Here is an 18,464-nt window from a genome sequence, read left to right on the forward strand (position 1 = left end):
GCCACCGTCATCGCCAAGCGTAGGCGATGCGGCCTTGCGGCAGTAGCGTCGCAAACGACCTCACCATGTTGTCTTGACGACAACAATCGACGACGGGAGGTGTGGGAAGCAATGATCGAGGGTCGGCAATCCGGTATCGACCGGAAAACGCCGGATTCGCTATAGCGCAATGATGGCGTGGCTCGACGAACCGGCTGCATGTTCTCCGAGCATCGCTTTCAGATCCCGCTCGATCGTGCCGCACAGCGTCGAAATGGGAACATCGTTCGCGCCGCCTTCGAACGGATTCTCCGTGCTTTCGCCAACTTGATCGAGCGACGTGTACATCCACGACACCGCGACGCTGCATGGCACCACCAGCCAGACCATGTTGCCGTGCATGAAGCCGCTCACGCTATCGTTCAGTCGGTTGAATTCGTTCAGAAGACCGAACGGAAGCGACAGGCAAAAAAATCGGACGAACAGGGAGCTGACAGTCGCGTACTGACGCGGATAGGGGAAATTCTTGAAACGTTCGGATCGCGACTGGAGATCAATGAAGTCTCCAATGGTTTTCTGAAGTTCCATATAGAAATTCGAATTCAGATGGCCGGCCATGTGAAGCATTTTCAGCGAGGTACCTTGCAGTCCCAGCACGCATGTCGTGATGGAAGCAGAGGAGAGCGCCTGTTCCGCTTCAGAAGGAGACAAGTATGTCGGCAGTATTTCCTTGATGTCTTTTTCCCATTCCGGCACGCGATAGAAGCGACGATACTCCGCGTTGTGGCGCTTGTCCGTGCTTTCCCAGACACGAGGACGGCGCAGGTCGTATCGCAGCGCGGTCAGCCAGGCGAGGTGTCGATAGATCAGCTTTCGGGCCACCTCTTCGTCCGTCACGAAGTCGCGCGTGAATTGCCCCCAGCGACGGCTTTTGCTCTGGATGTCGGTCCATATGTCGAGCGCATCCATTGACCGGTTGTACGTCTGGACATTCTTGAAACCAACGATAAAGGATGTCGCGGTTCCGAGGAGGGCCACGATCGTCAGGGGTATCGACAGCCATGTGACTGAAAAGAATTTATACAGAACAACCGGTACGGAACCGAAAATGAGAAGCTCGTAAATCTTCCAGCGAGTCCAGATCAGAAATTCCGATAGCTTGTACGATTTGCCGAGATGCATTTTATTTGCCTCGTCGATAACTCAGGTGGGTGATGAACAGGGCGCCTTGGGCACGCGCGATCTTCCGTCACGCATCATGCCTGCGATCGATTCGGCCGGGATGGGGTCGATTGGTGCCCAAGAGGCAACATCGTGAGAACGCTTGAGGATCTACTGCGCAATGCTGTGTCGACCTAGGATGACCTCGCGCGACGACGTTTTCGTTTTGCCTGTTTGGCTTGCAGCCGGCGTCCGTCGACATCGCCAATTTCCAACCGAGGACAATCATCATGTCGCAGAAAATCCTGATAGTGGGTGCCGGTTTCGCCGGCGTATGGGGCGCACTCGGCGCGGCTCGTGTGCTGGATGGTGCCGGTGTGACGAGCGGCGACGTTGAAATCACGTTGATCTCGCCGAAACCGGAATTGCAGATCCGGCCGCGGCTGTACGAAAGCGAACCGCAGCAAATGGCCGCGCCGCTGCTGCCGCTGCTCGACGCCGTCGGCGTGAAATTTCTCGAGGGTAGCGTCGAAGAGATTGCAGTCGACGAGAAGACGGTCAGTGTGGCGTGCGCCAGCGGCCAAAAGCGTTTGCTCGCGTACGACAGGCTGTTGTTGACCAGTGGCAGCAAGTTGAGCAGGCCGCCGGTGCCGGGGCTGGCTGATCATGCGTTCTCGGTCGATCGTATCGAGGACGCGGTAGCGCTCGATGCGCACTTCGCGGCGCTGGCCAAACTTCCGGATTCGCAGGCACGCAATACCGTCGCGGTCGTCGGCTGCGGCTTTACGGGTATCGAGGTCGCCACCGAATTGCCCAGGCGATTGCGCGAGCGGTTCGGCCCGGACGCGGCGATTCGTGTCGTCGTGATCGGTGCGCAGGCCGAAATCGGCCCCGATCTCGGCCCCAATCCTCGGCCTTACGTCGCTGAAGCCTTCGACTCGCTGGGCGTCGAGGTCGTGCTTGGATCGCGCGTCGTATCGGTGGGGACGGACGGCGTTCGTACCGCGTCGGGCCAGCATATCGAAGCCATGACCGTGATCTGGGCCGGCGGTATGCAGGCCAGCCCGCTGACGGCGCAAGTCTCCTCGCATCTCGACCCGCTCGGACGTGTCGAGGTCACGCCTGATCTTCGTGTCGCCGAAGCACCGCATGTGTTCGTGGCGGGCGATGTGGCGCGAGCGCGCAGCGACCATGACGGGCACTATGCATTGATGTCGTGCCAGCACGCGATCGTGATGGGGCAATTCGGCGGGCACAACGTCGCCGCGGACTTGATTGGCGCGCCGACGCTGGAATACACGCAGCCGTTCTATGCAACCTGCCTCGACCTTGGCGAATGGGGTGCTGTTTACTCGGAAGGCTGGGACCGGCAGATCAAACTGACGCATGCCGAAGGAAAGGCGCGCAAGCAGATGATCAACACGCAGTGGATCTATCCGCCGGCGCCGAATCGCGCCGAGGCGCTGGCAGCAGGTAATCCGCAGGCTTCCTTCGGCTGATCTGCCGCCGCCCCCGCACGTGTCGCGCGATGCACGGTGGGGGCGGTCCGGCACGTCGCAGTGACGGCACACGTGATCGTTGGACAAGACGCCGCCGCCGCGCGAAAGGCGTTGAGTCAGTCGACGACGGTCACGATATTGACGGTGCCTTGCTTGGCCATCTTTGCATACGGACACAAGCGCTCCGCGGTTCGAACCATCTCTTCCGCGATGTCGCGATCGATACCGGGCATCCGGACCCGGACATCGACAAGCAATGCATAGCCGCCGTCCATGGGGTCGCGGCCGAACGAAACCTGCACCTCCACGACCGTATCGGCGATCTCCATGTCGGCGCGTTTTTCGAGCAGGTTCAGCGCACCATGGAAGCACGCGGCGAAGCCCGCCGCGAACAGCTGTTCCGGATTGGTCCCGTTGCCGGGTCCGCCGAACTCGGTGGGCAGGCGCAGATCGACAGCGAGATTTCCATCGTCCGAGCGGGCCACGCCGGATGCACGGCCGTGTCCTGTCTCGCCGCCGGTGACGGTGACGCTCGTTGTATAGAGAGGCTGAAAATCCCGGCCCCGATACCTGTCGAGGAGGGAAAGCGGAGGGGCCTGCAGCTTCTTGTCATCCATGATGCATGCTCGAGTTCGACGACGCGCTCCGACCGTTGGTCATTCGTCGAAGCGTCTTGCAACCGGAGCACTGCCCGGGCAGATGGCGTCTTCAAGAAACGATGCGGAGCGAACTATCGTATGAGGAATGCGGCAATCTTCCGGTGCGGCCCGATTTGTGGTTTGTCTACGGGGGAAAGACGACTCCATGCTAGAGGAGCGCGAATGATGCCGGTATAGCCATCGAAGGCGAATGTATGTTTCCCGTTGGACACCAATCCGGACGCTGCCGGGCGCACTGATGCAATACGCGCAGTTGCCGGGTGCCGCGCATCAGCGATCCAGGCAAGCGCGTAGCGTTTTGGCATGACGTCGCGCTTCGTCAGCATCGGCGATGTTCGCGAACCCGATGATGAGGCCGCGCGGCGTTTGCTGCGTGTGGCTGTTCGTATACCAGATCGACAGCGGCAGGACCGCGAGCCCGGCGTCGCGCGCGCGTGCGGCGACCGCGACGTCGTCGACCGGTCCTTCCGGCCCGTCAGTGAATCGCACGGCAAACTGGATGCCGCCCGCCGGCAATTCGACGATCAGCCGCTCGCCGAACGCCTGCCGCAATGCGTGCACGATCAGCGTGCGGCGCTCGCCGTACAGCGTGCGCATGCGTTTCAGGTGCCGGGCAAAGTGACCCTGCTCGATGAAATCGGCGAGGGCCGCCTGCAGGAGCGTCGGCGAACCGGCATTCATGCTGCATGCCACGCGTTCGACGCGCTCCACGGCGCGCTCCGGGACGACCGCGTACGCGAGCCGCAAGCCGGGGTACATCGCCTTGCTGAAGGTGCTGCAATAGATCACGTGATCCCGGCGGTCCAGGCTCTTCAACGCGGGCAGCGGGCGGCCGAGATAGCGAAACTCGCTGTCGTAGTCGTCCTCGACGATCCACCCCGACGTCTTTTCGGCCCAGTCCAGCAAAGCGATGCGACGGGAAAGCGACAGCGTATGCCCAAGCGGGCTCTGATGCGACGGCGTCACGAGCGCGAAGCGCGCTTGGGGGTCCAGCTGCATGCCGCGCCCGACGTCGATCCCTTCGGCATCCACCGGCACGGGAACGAGTTGCACGCCGGTTTCCGACAGGAAGCCGCGGGCGAGCAGATAGCCGGGATCCTCGAACCACACGCGGTCGTTCGCGCGGGCGAGGCTGCGCAGCACGAGTTCGAGCGTCGCGCGGTAGCCGCCGGTGACGAACACCTGTTCCGGCACGCAGGTGACGCCGCGCGACAGGGTCAGATAGGTCGCGATGTGTTCGCGCAGCGGCCGGTAACCGGCCGGATTCGGGTAGCCCAGCAGCGCGCGGTCGCTGCTGCGCGCACGCAGCGACACCAGCCGGTGCCAGACCTTGCGCGGAAATGCATCGAGCGCCGGGAGCCCCGGTTGCAGCGGACGCGGCTCGCCGCTCATCGCGACGGCGATCGGCTGCGGGCGCCGTGGCGGCGGATTGTCGTGCGACATGCCCGCCTCATCGCGCGGGCCCGCGGATTCGGCGCGCGGTGCCGGTGCGCCGCCTCGCGCGGGCGCCGCGCGTGTCAGCGCGACCGGCAGGGACGGCGACACGAACGTACCCGCCGCGCCGCGCATTTGCAGGTATCCCTCGTCGACCAGGATCGTGTAAGCCTGTTCGACGGTGCCGCGCGCCGTGTTCAGTTGCGTCGCCAGGCCGCGCAGCGCGGGCACGCGATCGCCGGGGCGCAGGTGACCGGCGGCGATCGCGGCCCTGAAACGCTCGCAAATCTGCAGATAGACCGGCAACTGGTGATGCCGGTCGATTTCGATGGTCAGCGGGGGCGTTTGCGTGGACATCGCGGTCTCCCGGGTAACGCGAACGGATAGGGCATGGACTAGTCCTGTCGACGATTCTTGGCACTTATGGATAGGACATGATTCTTCCACAATTGCGCCACGTGATGCGACGGTCATGACCGGCTTCATCGGATCGGGCACCCGTCGCATCCGCTTCGCATTCCAATGCAATCCATTCGTCAGGAGATTTTGCGATGAAGATCGTTGTCATCGGCGGTTCGGGCCTGATCGGCTCGCGTGTCGTTACGTTGCTCGGCGCAGCGGGCCATCAGGCGCTGGCCGCATCGCCGCGCACCGGCGTCAATACCATCACCGGCGAAGGCCTGGCCGACGCATTGACGGACGCGGACGTCGTCGTGGACGTGGCGAATGCGCCGTCGTGGGAACCGCAGGCGGTGCTGGACTTTTTCCGCACGTCGGCGCGTAATCTCGGCAAGGCCGAAGTGGCCGCGGGCGTGCGCCATCACGTCGCGCTGTCGATCGTCGGCTGCGACCGCATGCCGGAGAACGGCTATTTCGCGGCCAAGGTCGCGCAGGAACAGGCGATCGAAGCGGCGGGCGTGCCGTACACGATCGTGCGCGCGACGCAATTCATGGAATTCATCGGCGGTATCGCGGATTTCGCCACGCAAGACGGCACGGTCCGGATCGGTGACGGATTGTTTCAGCCGATCGCCGCGGAAGACGTGTCGGCGCTCGTCGCGCAGATCGCGCTCGCCGGGCCGCTGAACGGCACGGTCGAGATCGCGGGCCCGGATCGCGCACCGTTCGCGGAGATCGTCGCGCGCTATCTGAAGTCGGTCGGCGACGCGCGCACGGTCGTGACCGATCGCGATGCACGTTACTACGGTGGTCGCGTCGAGGAAAAATCACTGGTACCGCTTGGGGAGGCGCGGCTCGGCCGCATCGGTCTCGACCAGTGGCTCGCGGAAATCTGATTCGCGTTCGCACGTTTGGCGGCTCGCCGGCGCAAGCCGGCGATGGACAGTCAGGAGGAGCGGCATGCGTTGGGGGCAGCGGAAATGAATCAATCGGATACATCGGAGCAAGGCGCTCGTCGCGACCTGGCTGGTCGCGCCGATGCACTCTCCGCGAGCTTCGGTGCGAGCTATGCGGGCATTCTTGCATTCGTCGCAGTGGCGAGCGAGGGGAGTTTTACCAAGGCTGCCGAACTTCTTGGCGTCGGCCGGCCGGCCGTGAGCCGGAACGTCCAGAAGCTGGAGGCGCAGTTGAGTACGCGGCTGTTCCAGCGGACCACGCGCATGACCGAACTGACTTGCGAAGGCCAGCGATTCTTCGAGAACTGTCATCAGGGCGTGGCGCAGATCGTGGAAGCCATGAACGACATGCTCGAGTTGCGACAGGGGCCGCCACGCGGCCTCATTCGTATCAGCTCGGCGGTGGGATTCGGCAGGAAAATCGTCGCGCCGCTGCTGGAAACGTTCGCGGAGGCCTATCCCGACATCGTCATCGACCTGTTGCTCGACGACCGGCCGATCGACCTGGTGTCGGAGCGGATCGACGTGTCGTTCCGCAATGGACGCATCGAGGACTCGAGCATCATTGCCCGGCAATTGATTCCGATGCAGGTGGCGCTCTGCGCGGCACCTTCGTATGTGGCCAGGCACGGGCTCCCGCAGAGTCTGGAGGACCTCGGCCGGCACAAGTGCATCAATTTCCGTTTTGCCAGCGGTCGCGTACTCGAATGGGAGTTCAATGTCGACGGCCGCGTGCAAAAGTACCTGCCGACGTCGCGCCTCACGTTCAACGACACGGATCTGGTGTTGCGCGCCGTGCTGAACGGGTCGGGCATCGCGCAGATGGCCGGCTACCAGATCCGCGACCATCTCGCGTCGAACGAACTCGTCGTCGCGCTGGCGAAGCACGTGCCGGAGGATCGCGGCCACTACATCTGCTATCTGAGCCGGCAACATCTGCCGACGCGCATTCGAATCTTCGTCGACTTCATGACCGAGCAGATTCGTGCGCTCGATCTGAACTGCATGACGCGGTTCAATCCGGATGTCCCGGGGGCTTCGTCGGCGGGGCTGGCGGCTTGAAGAATGCGTGAGGACGGACTGGCCGTCCGACCGGATGGTGCGGACGCTGTCTGCACGGTCCCCACCGCTCGAATCGAGCCGGGAAGGACCTTTGATCTCCTCTTTCCGATTGCGCCGCGGCGGATCGCGGACCTCCGCGAAGCTGCCGATCGTGCCTACTGCCGGTTGCCTAAGCGCCGCTTATGATCAGCACAACCTCGGCTAAATCAGATCGGCCGGTCATTCGACCGGAGTATGTTGCCTCATCGGATCGATGACCATGACCAGGACGCGTTAGAGCCGTTTGGTCGCGGGGACGACGTTGCGCGGTACAGGGAGACGTTCGCGCCACGCCGAGCACGATCATTTTCGGTAAAGACGTAGGCAAACAGGACGATCATGACCTTCAAGCGCACTTTCCATGCCGTCGAGACTCACTCGGGTGAGCCGATGCGCGTGATCACCGGTGGCGTTCCCCATATCCCGGGCAACACGGTCTACGAGCAGATGAAGTGGCTCGAGCAGAACGACGACCAGATCCGCATGCTGATGCTTCGCGAGCCGCGCGGCTATCCGCCGCTCTGCTGCAACCTGGTGGTGCCGGCAAAGCATCCGGATGCGGCGGCGGGCTACATCATCATGGAGCAGGTCGAGTATCCGGTGATGAGCGGCGGCAACACCATTTCGGTTGCAACCGTGCTGCTGGAAACCGGGATGATCCCGATGCAGGAGCCCGTGACGGAGTTCCAGCTCGAAGCGCCGGCGGGGCTGATCGGCATCCGCGCCGAGTGCAGCAACGGCAAGGTCACGTCGGTCACCTTCAAGAACGTGCCGGCGTTTGCCGCCCACATCGAGAAGGTCATCGACGTGCCGCATCTCGGCAAGGTCACGGTGGACGTGGGCTGGGGCGGCATGTTTTACGTGATCGCCGACGTCCGCCAGTTCAAGGGACTCGAACTGAAGCCCGAGCACGCCCGGGAAATCACCCGGGTTTCCGCGCTGATCCTGAAGGCCGCGCAGGAGCAGTTGCCCGTCGCGCACCCGCATTACCCGGGCTACGGGATCACGATCGCGCAGCTGTCCGGTCCGACGGAGAACCCGAACGCGGACTGGAAGAACGTCGTCACGGTGGCCAGCGGCGCAATCGACTTCGACAAGCCGGCGACGTGGACCGGCGCCGTCGACCGATGCCCGTGCGGCACGGGCACGTCCGCGAAGATGGCCACCCTTCATGCGAAGGGCCAACTGGACCTGAACCAGCCGTTTCGACACGAAGGCGTGCTGGGCACCGTGTTCACGGGCAACCTCGTCGAGCGGGCCAGCATCGGCGACATCCAGGCGGTCGTGCCGACGATCTCCGGCCGTTCGTGGATCTACGGCTACAACACCTATGTGCTCGATCCCGACGACCCGTTCGCCAACGGCTTTACGATGGGCGACATCTGGGCATGACACGGGGCGGCCTGGCAGGCCGTCGGTCGGCAGCACAGGCACGCATGCGGGCGACCCGGGCACATCGAGGCGGCTCGGGTCGTCCATTGCATTCAAGGGACGAGACGATGAAATACGAGCGTGAAGCGGCGCGGCAAGTGGCGTTCGACGCAATCAAGGCGGTGGGGGCGAACGACGCGATCGCACATTCGCTCGCCGAGGCCGTGATATCGGCTGAACTGGCTGGAAGCAAGGCGGTGGGTTTTGCGCACCTTCCGGATTACCTGGACGGTTTCGCGAAGGGCAGGATTGCCGCGGGTGCCGAGCCGGAAGTGAACTTTCCGGCCCCGGCCGCCATACGGGTCAACGCACGCGGCGGAATCGCGCAACTGGCCTATGACCGCGTGTTCGACGAACTCGTCGAGCGAGCGAAGACTTACGGCGTCGTCACGCTGGCGGTGTCGAACAGCTTCACCGTCGGCGAGCTCGGCTACTACACGCGCAGGCTGGCGGAGTCGGGCCTGGTCGCGCTCGGCACCTGCAATGCGACCGCGCAGATGACCACGCTGGAGAGCGGCAAGGCCGTATTCGGCACCAATCCGGTGTCGTTCGCCGCGCCGGTCGCGAACGCGCGGCCGTTCGTGATCGACCAGGCATCCAGCGCAACCGCCTTCGTCAACGTACGCAAGGCTGCGCAAACTGGCGAGGCGATTCCCGACGGGTGGGCGGTGGACGGGCAAGGCATGCCGACCACGGACGCGCGTGCGGCGATCGACGGCCTGCTGTTGCCGTTCGGCGGCGCGCGCGGCGCCAACATCGCGATGATGATGGAGATCCTGGCCGCGGGCGTGACCGGCGCCAACTGGTCGATGGACGCGCCGCCTTATGCACGAGGGAGCGAGACGCCGGGCGTCGGGCTGTTCGTCATGGCCGTGAAGGCCGATGTGTTCGCCAGCGATTTCGAAGCGCGCCTGGCCGCGCAGATCGCCAGGCTGGCGCAAGCCGGCGTGCGGATTCCGGGCAGTCACATCAAGGTGCGCGAGATCGACGTGCCGGACGACGTGATGAACCGGGTTCGTGCGTTCGGAACGGCCGGTTGAACCTGAGGCCGCCCGGCCGGCGGGGTGGCAGAACGCGCGGGCGGTCGTAGTCTGTAGTCGATCCGGTCGCGCTGCAACTCCGCAGCGACGTCACTCGGCGGGTGCCGCGCCCTGGATGAATCGTGACTGCTGCCGCGTGCGGTATTGCCGGCCCGCTTCGAGCATGGCGATGCTGCCGAGAATGAGAACGGCAGCTAGAATCTCCGTCAGTCCTATTGCTTCACCGCTGCCCCACCCGATGAGCAACGCGACCACGGGCGTGATGTACACGGCGCCCGCAGCCGCCACGGCGCCGAGTTTCTGCAACAGGTAGTAATACAGAATAAACGCCGAGCCGGTGCCGAGCAGCCCGAGCCCGATCGCGATCCCGGCCATCGCACGGCTGTCCTCGAAAATCCGCCCGATGCCGTGGACGTCGGTCAGTGCGGCAAGCATCAGCAATGCAATACCCATCTGCCAGGTCACGATGGCCAGCGGCGCGAGGCCGGTCGGCGACAGGAAGCGCCGGGCGTAGATGTACGAGAAGCCGAAGAGTGCCGACCCCGACATCATCCATGCGACGCCCGCCAGGCTGATGGCGTCGCCATTACCCAGGCCGGCCCACGGCCGCGCGATCAGCATGATGCCCGCCATGCCCAGCGCGACACCGTATTGCGTCGGGCGGTTCATCTTCTCGTTGCGCAGGAACAGGCCCGATGCCAACGATGTGAAGATCGTCGACGATCCGCCCAGCACGCCGGCAATACCGGACGGGAGCAGCGTCGTCCCCTGTGCCATGGCGAAGTAGGGGAAGGCCGCGGCCAGCGCGGCCATCACGGCGAAATGATGCAGGTGGCGTAGCTGGCCGAGCCGGATCGCGCGTTGATGCCAGGCGAGCGCGGCTAGCGGCGCGAAACCGAACAGGACGCGCAGCAGCGATATCTGACCCGGGCTGATATAAGCTCCCGCCCATTTCATGTAGATGAAATTGGATCCCCAGAACACGCCGAGGAGGACGAAGGCACAATAGGTTCGTATCAAGATGGATCCGGTTTGGCGGGTTGGCGATCGGTGCGGGCGCGCTTCGTCAGGCGGGACGCGATGGTTCGGCGCACAGCTCGCCCGCAATGGCCCAATCGCTGGCGGGAACGTCCTCGAAGATGACGAAGGTATGCCTGGGTTCGATCCCGGCATGGCGAAACAGGCTCTCCGTGATCTCGGCCGCGACGGCCTTCTTGGCGGACGCCTCCTTGCCCGCGAGCCAACTGACGCGAACGACCGGCATGGGTATCTCCTTTCCGACTGTCTGAAGCGGGGTGTTGTCGAGCGCGGCGCAGCCGGCCGGTTGCGCCGGCACGGGCCCGGCGCCAGCGTACGTTTCAGGCAAGTATCGAAAGGATGAAACGGTGGGTCAACGGACTATTTTTTCCTGGTCGCATTACATTAGGTTATGCGAGCGAAACCGTAGGCAACGACGCGCAGGCAACGACGGCAACGCGACGCAGCGAATGGGCACCGGCGGCGCGAAGCCGACCTGCGTCGCGGACGTGATGCCGGCCGATCAACGACGAGTGCGGAAAGTCGAACGGCGCGGTTCAGCGAACCGGGAGATCCTCGCGCAGCCAGTCGATCAACTGGTTCACTGCCGGCGTGATCGAGCGGCCGTGAGGCACGACGACGAAATAGGCATCGGTCATCTTGCAGGACGCGACCGGCAGACGGACCAGCTCGCCGGTCGCCAGCAGATCGTGGACCATTCGGCTCCAGCCGAGCGCGACGCCTTGCCCGTATCGCGCCGCCTGAACGGCGTCGGTGTAGAGGCTGCAGCGCAGCACGTAGTTCAACCGGCTCGGGCGATGGCCGGCCGAGTGGAACCATGCGTCCCAGCCCATCCAGCCCTCGTAGGTCGAATCGGATTCGACGAGCGGCAGCGCGGCGAGCGCCTGGAGCGATTCCGGCATGCCGTTCTCCTCGAGGAATCGCGGCGAGCAGACGGGAAATACTTCCTCGTCGAACAACAGGATCGACGTGCCGTCCGCCCACCGGCCATCGCCATAGCGCACCGCGACATCGACCTCGACGTGCCGGAGGTCGGCCGTGAACATCTGGGTGGTTAGCCGCAACTGCAACGGCGGATTCAGTTGCTTGAGCTTGGGAAGCCGCGGCAGCAGCCGAAATTGCGCGAACGGCGCGGTCGACGCGAGGACGAGTTCCTGCTGCTCGGCGCCGGTCGACAGGCGATCGAATACGCCGGCGATCTTCTGCATGGATTCGGCCACCGTCAGGTACAGCATTTCCCCCTCGGTCGTCAGCGAGATCGAGCGATGCAGGCGATGAAAGAGACGGACATTCAGCGTTTCCTCGAGGAACCGTACCTGCCGGCTCACGGCCGCCTGCGTCACACCCAGTTCGGTCGCGGCAAGCGTGAAGCTTGCCAGGCGCGCGACCGCTTCGAACTCGACCAGCGCCGTCAACGACGGGACGATGCGTCGATACCCTTTGGTTCGTTTCGTCATGTTCATCAGGTTGGTGTCATGCGAGGTGCAGGCTCGAGGCCGGATGGCGTCCGGCCATCGGAAACGCCATGGCGGCGCCCCATCGTTCGGCGCGCCGGCGCGACATCCTGAGCCTACAAATTGTAGGGGTCAAGTCGGTGCGCCGCGGCGGTCGGATGGCGCCGGATTCCTTGCGGGCCAGTCGAGTCAGGGTAAATCAGGGCGGGGCAAAGATCGCATAACTTAAAGTAATGCGAAGCAGAAAATAAGGCGCGTTGACGCTACGAATCGGCACTCCAATACTTCGGGCAAAGCGCAATGGAGGCATTGCGAAAGTCAACCCATTGGAGGAGTACATGTCTGCGATCCCGCTCAAGACCCACCGCGAGTTGCTCGACAGCCGCAAGCCCGGACACGGGATGCCGGCCGAGCTTTTTGGCCGCCAGGACGTGTTCGAGACGGACGTCGAAGTCTTCTTCGAGAAGCTGTGGATCTTCGTGGCCGTGACGGCCGACGTGCCGGAACCGGGCGACGTCTACGCGGTGGACATCGGCAAGTCGTCGATCATGATCGTGCGTGACGACGACGAGAACATCCGCGCTTACCGGAACGTCTGCCGGCATCGCGGCGCACGCCTGATGAAGGGCGGCGCCAAGGCGACCGTCGGCATGGTGGTGTGTCCGTATCACCAGTGGACGTACGACCTGGACGGCAGCCTGAAACATGCGACTCACATGGGCAAGGAATTCGACACGACATGCCGGAGCCTGATCCCGGTGCACGTCAAGGTGGTCGGCGCGCATGTGTTCGTTTGCCTTGCCGACGAGGCACCGGACGATTTCTCGACGCTCGAGACGGTGATGGCGCCGCGCTTCGCGCCGCACGACATGCAGCGCACGAAGATCGCGCACGAGATGACGATCGTCGAGAACGGCAACTGGAAACTCGTGATGGAGAACAACCGCGAGTGCTACCACTGCGGCGGTACGCATCCGGAACTCACGCAATCGTTCCTTGCGCACGACTTCGGCTTCTGTCCGGACGGGCAGAGCGACGAATCGCTGCGCGAGTACGACGCGTACCTTGCGCACAATGCGGCCCGCAAGGAAGAGTGGGAGGGAGCAGGCTATATCTGCGAAGCGTTCGAGTCGCTCGACGAGAGCGTCGACACGAATTTCCGTTCGCAGCGGCTCGTCATTGCCGGTGCCTGCGAATCGCAGACGATGGATACGAAGGTGGCATGCACGAAGCTGCTCGGCGGCCTGGAGCGCCGCGATCTCGGCGACGTGCACATGTGGGGCCATCACTCGTGGACGCACGTGATGAGCGATCATGCGGTGGTCGCGTACATCCTGCCGCTCGCGCCGGACAAGACGGTGGTGCGTACCGTGTGGCTGGTGCATGCGGATGCGGTCGAAGGCGTCGACTACGACCTGAAGACGCTGACCGAAGTGTGGGAAGCCACGACGCGGCAGGATGCGGATCTGGTTGCGATCACGCATAGCGGAACGCAGGACCCCGCCTATGTGCCCGGCCCGTACTCGACCTACACGGAAGCCGCGCTCGATCAGTTCGCACGCTGGTACGACGCACGCCTGAAGGCTCACGGAATCTGAGTTTCGCCATGACTGTCAGAGAGAATTCTTGCGTGGCCGGTCCGGCTGCGGAAGCACGGGATCGCTTCTCGGACCCCGACACATGGGAGCGCGCGGAGCCGCAATGGTCCAGCGGCGAGCGCAAGACGCTGGTGTGCTGCAGGGTGCGGGCCGAAACGCACGACGTCCGCACCTTCGTGTTCCGCGCGAAAGACGGCCAGGCCTTCGGTTTCGAGCCCGGTCAGTTCATCACCGTATCGGCCGACATCGACGGCGTGCCGGTCAGCCGCTGCTACACGATCTCGTCGCCGCCGACGCGGCCGTACACGTTGACGATCACGGTCAAGCGCACGCCCGGCGGGATCATGTCGACCTGGTTGCACGACAACATGCGGCCCGGTGTCGAGCTGGATGCGTTCGGCCCGTCCGGCATCTTCACGCCGGCCGCCGCGCCGGCCGTGAAGATGCTGTACCTGTCGGCCGGCTCGGGCGTGACGCCGCTGATGTCGATGACGCGCGCGGCGATCGACCTCGGCCTGAATCTCGATATCGTGTTCGTTCACAGTGCGAGAACGCCCGAGGACATCATCTTTCGCAACGAGTTGAACCGGCTGCGGGAGGACGCGGACCATCTCCAGGTGATCCACGTGTGCGAAGCGCCGGGGGCCGAGGCAGGCTGGCGCGGCCCGATCGGCAGGCTGAGCGTCGAACTCCTGCGCGAGCGCGTCCCGGACTATCGCGACCGCGAGGTGTTCACATGCGGCCCGTCGGGCTATATGAACGCCGTCAGGGATCTCCTCGTCCAGGGCGGCCACGACCCGGCCCGCTACCATCAGGAAAGCTTCAACTTTGCCGAAACGGTGGAGCCGCTTGCGGACGTTGCCGATGGATCCGGCAACGCGGAGCAAGTGGCGGACGGCACCTATACGGTCCGGCTGGCCAAGTCGGGCAAGACGTTCGCGATGAATGCGTCGGAGACGGTGCTCACTGCCGCGCGCAAGAACGGCGTCGCGTTGCCGTCCTCGTGCAGCCAGGGCATTTGCGGCACGTGCAAGACCGCGGTGCTCGAAGGCACCGTCGACATGCATCACAACGGCGGCATTCGTCAGCGCGAAATCGACAAGGGCCTGCGCCTGATGTGCTGCAGCCGGCCGACGTCGGATCTCGTGCTGGATCTGTAGTCCGCGCCGAACCTTCGGGTTCCGGTTTCCCCACCTTCAGTCGGACGGCGTCCCGGGCCGCTTCTCCACGAAGCTGTCCCGGGGCGCCTTCATCCAGGTCCGTTCACTTTCCTTGCGTTGCAATCGTGCACGACGTCTCGCCTGTCCCGGATTCGAAACCGCGCCATTTCGGGTTTCTCATGCTTCCGTCGTATTCGATGATTGCATTCACGAATGCGCTGGAAGCGCTGCGCATCGCCAATTACGTGGACCGTATCGAGCACTATCGCTGGACGGTCTTCTCCGTCGACGGCGTCCCCGTCGAAGCCAGCAACGGCATCTCGATCCGGCCCGTGCAGGCGCTGGAGTCATCCGGCGATCTGCCGGACGTGATGATCGTATGCGGCGGCACGCACATCCGGGAGACCGTGGACGCGCGGCTGCGGCAGGCACTCGTCGCGCTCGCGAGCCGCGGGATCGCACTGGGCTCGCTGTGCAGCGGTGCGTATGCGCTGATGTCGGCGGGCTTGCTCGACCACTACCGTTGTGCGGTGCACTGGGCGGATCTGTTCAGGCTGCGCGCCGAGTTTCCGGACGTCCGGATTGCGCGCGAACTGTTCGTCGTCGATCGCGACCGCATGACCTGTACCGGCGGCACCGCCCCGCTGGACATGATGCTCAATCTGATATCGACGCATCTCGGCCCGCATCTGGTCGTACGCGTGTCGCAACACCTGCTGCTGACGAGGCTGCGAAGCGCGAGCGAGCACCAGCCGATACCGGTCGGCGCACGTCTCGAGTCGGCGCGTGCGGAGCTCGTGGAGGCGGTGACCCTGATGGAGGCCAATGTCGAAGAGCCGCTTTCGTTCGACGAAATCGCGCGGCTCGTCGGACTGTCGGAGCGCCAGATGCAACGCATGTTCAAGCAGTATCTGAACGCGTCTCCGCGCGAGTATTACCTGAGCGTTCGCCTGAAGCACGCGCAAGGGCTATTGCGCACCGGCAACGATTTCGTCGCGCACGTATCGAGCCGTTGCGGATTTCCGTCGGCGTGCAGTTTCAGCAAGGCGTATCGACGGGAATTCGGCCATGCGCCGATTGCCGAGCGTCGCATTCCGCGTCAGGCATAGATGGCCATCGAGATCGAATCGGCACGATCGTCCGGACGACAGGGCGGGGCGGGCCATTCGCCATCCGGCGCACGGCCCGCCCGCTTCATGGTTGCGTCGCTCGCTTACTTCTGGCCGAGCCAGACCGCGAACTTCTGGTTCAGGTCGTCGGAATGATCGGCCCAGAATGCGATGTTGGTGTCGATCGCGTTCTTCTGGTTCTGCGGCGCGGTCGGCAGGTACGGCGCGACCTTGGGATCGACCAGCTTGACCGACGACTGGCGCAGCGGCCCGAGCGCCGTGGCCGTGGCCAGCTTCGCGAGGGCCTCGGTCGAGGTCGCGTGGCGAATGAAGTCCTGTGCGGCCTTCTGGTTCTTCGCCCCCTTCACGATCGCATAGCCTTCGATGTTCTTGACTTCACCATCCCACAGGAATCCGAACGGTTTCTTGTCCTGCGTGGCGGCGACGTAGATCCGGTTGTTGTAGGCGCTCGTCATCGTCACTTCGCCGTCGGCCAGCAGCTGCGGCGGCTGCGCGCCGGTTTCCCACCAGACGATCGACGACTTGATCGTATCCAGCTTCCGGAATGCGCGCTTCAGGCCGTCGGGCGTCGCGAGCGTCTTGTAGACGTCCGCGGCGGGGACGCCGTCGGCGAGCAGCGCCCATTCGAGCGCGGCTTCCGGCGACTTGCGCAGCCCGCGCTTGCCGGGGAACCGCTTCAGGTCGAAGAAGTCCGCGATCTTCGTCGGCTCGCCGCCCTTGAACGCATTCTTGTTGTACGTGATCACCGTGGACCATGCGACGTTGCCGACCAGGCAGTCCGACAGGCCGCCCGGCATGAAGTCGGACTTGGCCGCGGCACCCGTCGAGGCTGCCGGCAGGGACGCGGGATTGATCTTCTCGAGCAGACCTTCGTCGCACGCGCGCGTTGCGTCGGCGAGCTGCATGTCGACCACGTCCCACGTGACGTTCTTCGTCTCGACCTGGCTGCGGATCTGGGCAATCCCGCCGTTGTACGTATCGGTCTTGACGTTCGTTCCCGATTGCGACGCGAACGGACGCACGGCGGTCGCGTTTTGCGCGTCCTGATACGAGCCGCCCCATGACGAGAAAACGAGTTCGGCGGCCGTGGCCGGCAGCGCCGCCATGCCGATCACGACGAGTGCCAACGCCTTCAAAGAGTGATTCATTTAAAGCCTCACCAAGAAATGTGCAGAAGTCTCCGCGATAGTTTTCGAGCGGCAGGCGGCCTTCGGTCGAAGCCGGAAATGGCGCGTCTGCCGCGGTCGGCACATCCATCTGAATCTCCGCCGCGCGCCCTTTCGCGTGATCGGGCTGGCGGCGGGTACTCATACGTCGTGCTTGCGAGCTGCCTTCGATGATGCCGCGATCCGCAAGCCCGCGTTCCGGTCGCGAATCGATCTTGGGGTGGACGAAATTGCACCGACGCTTCGCAACGGACGCTTATGCATAGATAAAGGCGCGCTTACGATATCGCGCCGACCGGGCGCGACGCGTAGTGTTGACCGACGCGCGAACATGAACACGCGTGTCACCGGTTCGTGCCGCGTGACGTGCGTGCGGACACCAAATCGAGGGCGACGCTATGTACGATGAGGCCGGCGGTCAGATCTATCGCGGCGACGGGCCGATACTGGTTGCGGCGCCGCATGTCGGGACGGCGATTCCGGAGGCGTTGCAGGCGCTGCGCGCGTGGCGCGCCGTGCAGGAGATGCCGGTGGATCCGGGCGGCGCAAGACTCCGGGAAGCCGCCGCGGCGCGCGGGATGTCCTGCATCGCCGCGCGCATGCATCCGTGCGTAATCGACGTCAACATGGCCGCCGACCCTCAGTCGCTTGCGTCCGAACTCGGCCGCAGCGCGCTGTGCCGGCCCCATTCCCCATCGGGGGAGCGCCTTTACGGCGGGATGGCCGAGCTGTCGGAAGTCGAAGTGATGCGGCGCGTACGACAGTACTGGCAGCCCTATCACGACGCACTCGCAACGGAGTTGAAACGGCTGCGCGAGATCCATGGCGACGTGCTGCTCGTCGTGCCGCACGCAAGCTCGCGGCTGTCGCCGTTTCAACACCCGTCCGGCGCGTCCGATTGCAACGTGGGAACGAACCGCGGGGCATCGTGCGACAAGCTCCTCGTCAGCACCCTGACGAAGTCGGTCAAGCGCAGCGGACGCTCGTGGGTCGTCAACGGCAAACTGGCCGACGCCTTTGCGGCACAGCACTACGGAATGCCTGCGGCCGGCGTGCACGTCGTCGAACTGGAGGTCGCCGGCAAGTGGCGGGAGGCGTGCGAGGCCGCACCTGTCGCCAAGTCGACCGCCAACGAGTTCGACGGGCTGCTCGGCCATCTGCTGGACGCGTTGTCGACGCTGGCGAACGCCGAGGGTGCGTGAGCAATGCATCGCGAGATCGATTCGCGTCGAGGGCTTCAGGGCGACACCATCCCGTGC

The 18,464-nt window shown here is 64.3% G+C and carries 16 protein-coding genes; 9 read left to right on the top strand and 7 right to left on the bottom strand.

The window, feature by feature from the left end; genetic code table 11:
• Positions 1 to 159: 159 nt before the first annotated feature.
• A complete protein-coding gene (locus tag AC1Z3W_RS15265; protein WP_057927648.1) occupies positions 160 to 1,161 on the bottom strand; it encodes a bestrophin family protein in 1,002 nt (333 codons plus the stop codon).
• A 269-nt stretch (positions 1,162 to 1,430) separates the two neighbouring features.
• Between AC1Z3W_RS15265 and AC1Z3W_RS15270 the strand changes: the two genes are divergently transcribed.
• On the top strand, positions 1,431 to 2,639 hold the full coding sequence (locus tag AC1Z3W_RS15270; protein ID WP_057927773.1) for an NAD(P)/FAD-dependent oxidoreductase: 1,209 nt from the start codon (positions 1,431 to 1,433) through the stop codon (positions 2,637 to 2,639).
• 116 nt (positions 2,640 to 2,755) lie between these two features.
• On the opposite strand, the gene AC1Z3W_RS15275 is transcribed toward AC1Z3W_RS15270, so the two are convergent.
• On the bottom strand, positions 2,756 to 3,256 hold the full coding sequence (locus AC1Z3W_RS15275; protein WP_057927649.1) for an Ohr family peroxiredoxin: 501 nt from the start codon (positions 3,254 to 3,256) through the stop codon (positions 2,756 to 2,758).
• A gap of 312 nt (positions 3,257 to 3,568) precedes the next feature.
• Complete coding sequence (gene pdxR, locus AC1Z3W_RS15280) at positions 3,569 to 5,089, bottom strand: MocR-like pyridoxine biosynthesis transcription factor PdxR (RefSeq protein ID WP_124834510.1); 1,521 nt, start codon at positions 5,087 to 5,089, stop codon at positions 3,569 to 3,571.
• Positions 5,090 to 5,283: 194 nt separating this feature from the next.
• Here pdxR and AC1Z3W_RS15285 point away from each other — a divergent pair, with 194 nt between their 5' ends.
• From AC1Z3W_RS15285 to AC1Z3W_RS15300, 4 genes are all read left to right on the top strand, one after another.
• Entirely contained in the window at positions 5,284 to 6,027 is a 744-nt protein-coding gene (locus tag AC1Z3W_RS15285) for an SDR family oxidoreductase (RefSeq protein ID WP_057927651.1), read from the top strand.
• An 84-nt stretch (positions 6,028 to 6,111) separates the two neighbouring features.
• A complete protein-coding gene (locus AC1Z3W_RS15290) occupies positions 6,112 to 7,149 on the top strand; it encodes a LysR family transcriptional regulator (protein ID WP_057927774.1) in 1,038 nt (345 codons plus the stop codon).
• Between the two features lie 378 nt (positions 7,150 to 7,527).
• Entirely contained in the window at positions 7,528 to 8,580 is a 1,053-nt protein-coding gene (locus AC1Z3W_RS15295) for a proline racemase family protein (protein WP_057927652.1), read from the top strand.
• A 107-nt stretch (positions 8,581 to 8,687) separates the two neighbouring features.
• Positions 8,688 to 9,659, top strand: a complete 972-nt coding sequence (locus tag AC1Z3W_RS15300; protein WP_483507907.1) for an Ldh family oxidoreductase — start codon at positions 8,688 to 8,690, stop codon at positions 9,657 to 9,659.
• A gap of 90 nt (positions 9,660 to 9,749) precedes the next feature.
• Here the strand turns inward: AC1Z3W_RS15300 and AC1Z3W_RS15305 are convergent, their stop codons facing one another.
• From AC1Z3W_RS15305 to AC1Z3W_RS15315, 3 genes are all read right to left on the bottom strand, one after another.
• Positions 9,750 to 10,679, bottom strand: a complete 930-nt coding sequence (locus tag AC1Z3W_RS15305) for a DMT family transporter (protein WP_057927654.1) — start codon at positions 10,677 to 10,679, stop codon at positions 9,750 to 9,752.
• 46 nt (positions 10,680 to 10,725) lie between these two features.
• Positions 10,726 to 10,923: a tautomerase family protein gene (locus tag AC1Z3W_RS15310; protein ID WP_057927775.1), complete on the bottom strand. Its 198-nt coding sequence runs from the start codon at positions 10,921 to 10,923 to the stop codon at positions 10,726 to 10,728.
• Positions 10,924 to 11,233: 310 nt separating this feature from the next.
• On the bottom strand, positions 11,234 to 12,154 hold the full coding sequence (locus AC1Z3W_RS15315; RefSeq protein ID WP_057927776.1) for a LysR substrate-binding domain-containing protein: 921 nt from the start codon (positions 12,152 to 12,154) through the stop codon (positions 11,234 to 11,236).
• Between the two features lie 335 nt (positions 12,155 to 12,489).
• Between AC1Z3W_RS15315 and AC1Z3W_RS15320 the strand changes: the two genes are divergently transcribed.
• The 3 genes from AC1Z3W_RS15320 to AC1Z3W_RS15330 all read left to right on the top strand — a co-directional run bounded on the left by AC1Z3W_RS15320 (position 12,490) and on the right by AC1Z3W_RS15330 (position 16,018).
• Positions 12,490 to 13,749 carry an aromatic ring-hydroxylating oxygenase subunit alpha gene (locus AC1Z3W_RS15320; protein WP_124834504.1) on the top strand — a complete coding sequence of 420 codons (1,260 nt, stop codon included), beginning with the start codon at positions 12,490 to 12,492 and terminating at the stop codon, positions 13,747 to 13,749.
• Between the two features lie 8 nt (positions 13,750 to 13,757).
• Positions 13,758 to 14,909 carry an FAD-binding oxidoreductase gene (locus tag AC1Z3W_RS15325; RefSeq protein WP_483507908.1) on the top strand — a complete coding sequence of 384 codons (1,152 nt, stop codon included), beginning with the start codon at positions 13,758 to 13,760 and terminating at the stop codon, positions 14,907 to 14,909.
• Positions 14,910 to 15,088: 179 nt separating this feature from the next.
• Positions 15,089 to 16,018 carry a GlxA family transcriptional regulator gene (locus AC1Z3W_RS15330; protein WP_082664782.1) on the top strand — a complete coding sequence of 310 codons (930 nt, stop codon included), beginning with the start codon at positions 15,089 to 15,091 and terminating at the stop codon, positions 16,016 to 16,018.
• A gap of 104 nt (positions 16,019 to 16,122) precedes the next feature.
• Here AC1Z3W_RS15330 and AC1Z3W_RS15335 read toward each other — a convergent pair whose 3' ends face one another.
• The gene (locus tag AC1Z3W_RS15335) at positions 16,123 to 17,187 is read right to left on the bottom strand and encodes an ABC transporter substrate-binding protein (protein WP_057927657.1); all 1,065 of its coding nucleotides are present in this window, start codon (positions 17,185 to 17,187) and stop codon (positions 16,123 to 16,125) included.
• A 416-nt stretch (positions 17,188 to 17,603) separates the two neighbouring features.
• On the opposite strand from AC1Z3W_RS15335, the gene AC1Z3W_RS15340 reads away from it, so the two are divergent.
• Positions 17,604 to 18,407: an N-formylglutamate amidohydrolase gene (locus tag AC1Z3W_RS15340; RefSeq protein WP_483507909.1), complete on the top strand. Its 804-nt coding sequence runs from the start codon at positions 17,604 to 17,606 to the stop codon at positions 18,405 to 18,407.
• Positions 18,408 to 18,464 lie beyond the last annotated feature (57 nt).

This window comes from Burkholderia sp. 10_S31 (assembly GCF_056930375.1).

Excerpts from the sequence above, each read along its gene's own strand:
- AC1Z3W_RS15330 (WP_082664782.1), top strand. The coding sequence starts at position 15,089 with ATGCTTCCGTCGTATTCGATGATTGCATTCACGAATGCGCTGGAAGCG.
- AC1Z3W_RS15325 (WP_483507908.1), top strand. The coding sequence starts at position 13,758 with ATGACTGTCAGAGAGAATTCTTGCGTGGCCGGTCCGGCTGCGGAAGCA.
- AC1Z3W_RS15295 (WP_057927652.1), top strand. The coding sequence starts at position 7,528 with ATGACCTTCAAGCGCACTTTCCATGCCGTCGAGACTCACTCGGGTGAG.
- AC1Z3W_RS15320 (WP_124834504.1), top strand. The coding sequence starts at position 12,490 with ATGTCTGCGATCCCGCTCAAGACCCACCGCGAGTTGCTCGACAGCCGC.
- pdxR (WP_124834510.1), bottom strand. The coding sequence starts at position 5,089 with ATGTCCACGCAAACGCCCCCGCTGACCATCGAAATCGACCGGCATCAC.
- AC1Z3W_RS15340 (WP_483507909.1), top strand. The coding sequence starts at position 17,604 with ATGTACGATGAGGCCGGCGGTCAGATCTATCGCGGCGACGGGCCGATA.
- AC1Z3W_RS15335 (WP_057927657.1), bottom strand. The coding sequence starts at position 17,187 with ATGAATCACTCTTTGAAGGCGTTGGCACTCGTCGTGATCGGCATGGCG.
- AC1Z3W_RS15300 (WP_483507907.1), top strand. The coding sequence starts at position 8,688 with ATGAAATACGAGCGTGAAGCGGCGCGGCAAGTGGCGTTCGACGCAATC.
- AC1Z3W_RS15310 (WP_057927775.1), bottom strand. The coding sequence starts at position 10,923 with ATGCCGGTCGTTCGCGTCAGTTGGCTCGCGGGCAAGGAGGCGTCCGCC.
- AC1Z3W_RS15315 (WP_057927776.1), bottom strand. The coding sequence starts at position 12,154 with ATGACGAAACGAACCAAAGGGTATCGACGCATCGTCCCGTCGTTGACG.
- AC1Z3W_RS15265 (WP_057927648.1), bottom strand. The coding sequence starts at position 1,161 with ATGCATCTCGGCAAATCGTACAAGCTATCGGAATTTCTGATCTGGACT.
- AC1Z3W_RS15270 (WP_057927773.1), top strand. The coding sequence starts at position 1,431 with ATGTCGCAGAAAATCCTGATAGTGGGTGCCGGTTTCGCCGGCGTATGG.
- AC1Z3W_RS15290 (WP_057927774.1), top strand. The coding sequence starts at position 6,112 with ATGAATCAATCGGATACATCGGAGCAAGGCGCTCGTCGCGACCTGGCT.
- AC1Z3W_RS15275 (WP_057927649.1), bottom strand. The coding sequence starts at position 3,256 with ATGGATGACAAGAAGCTGCAGGCCCCTCCGCTTTCCCTCCTCGACAGG.
- AC1Z3W_RS15285 (WP_057927651.1), top strand. The coding sequence starts at position 5,284 with ATGAAGATCGTTGTCATCGGCGGTTCGGGCCTGATCGGCTCGCGTGTC.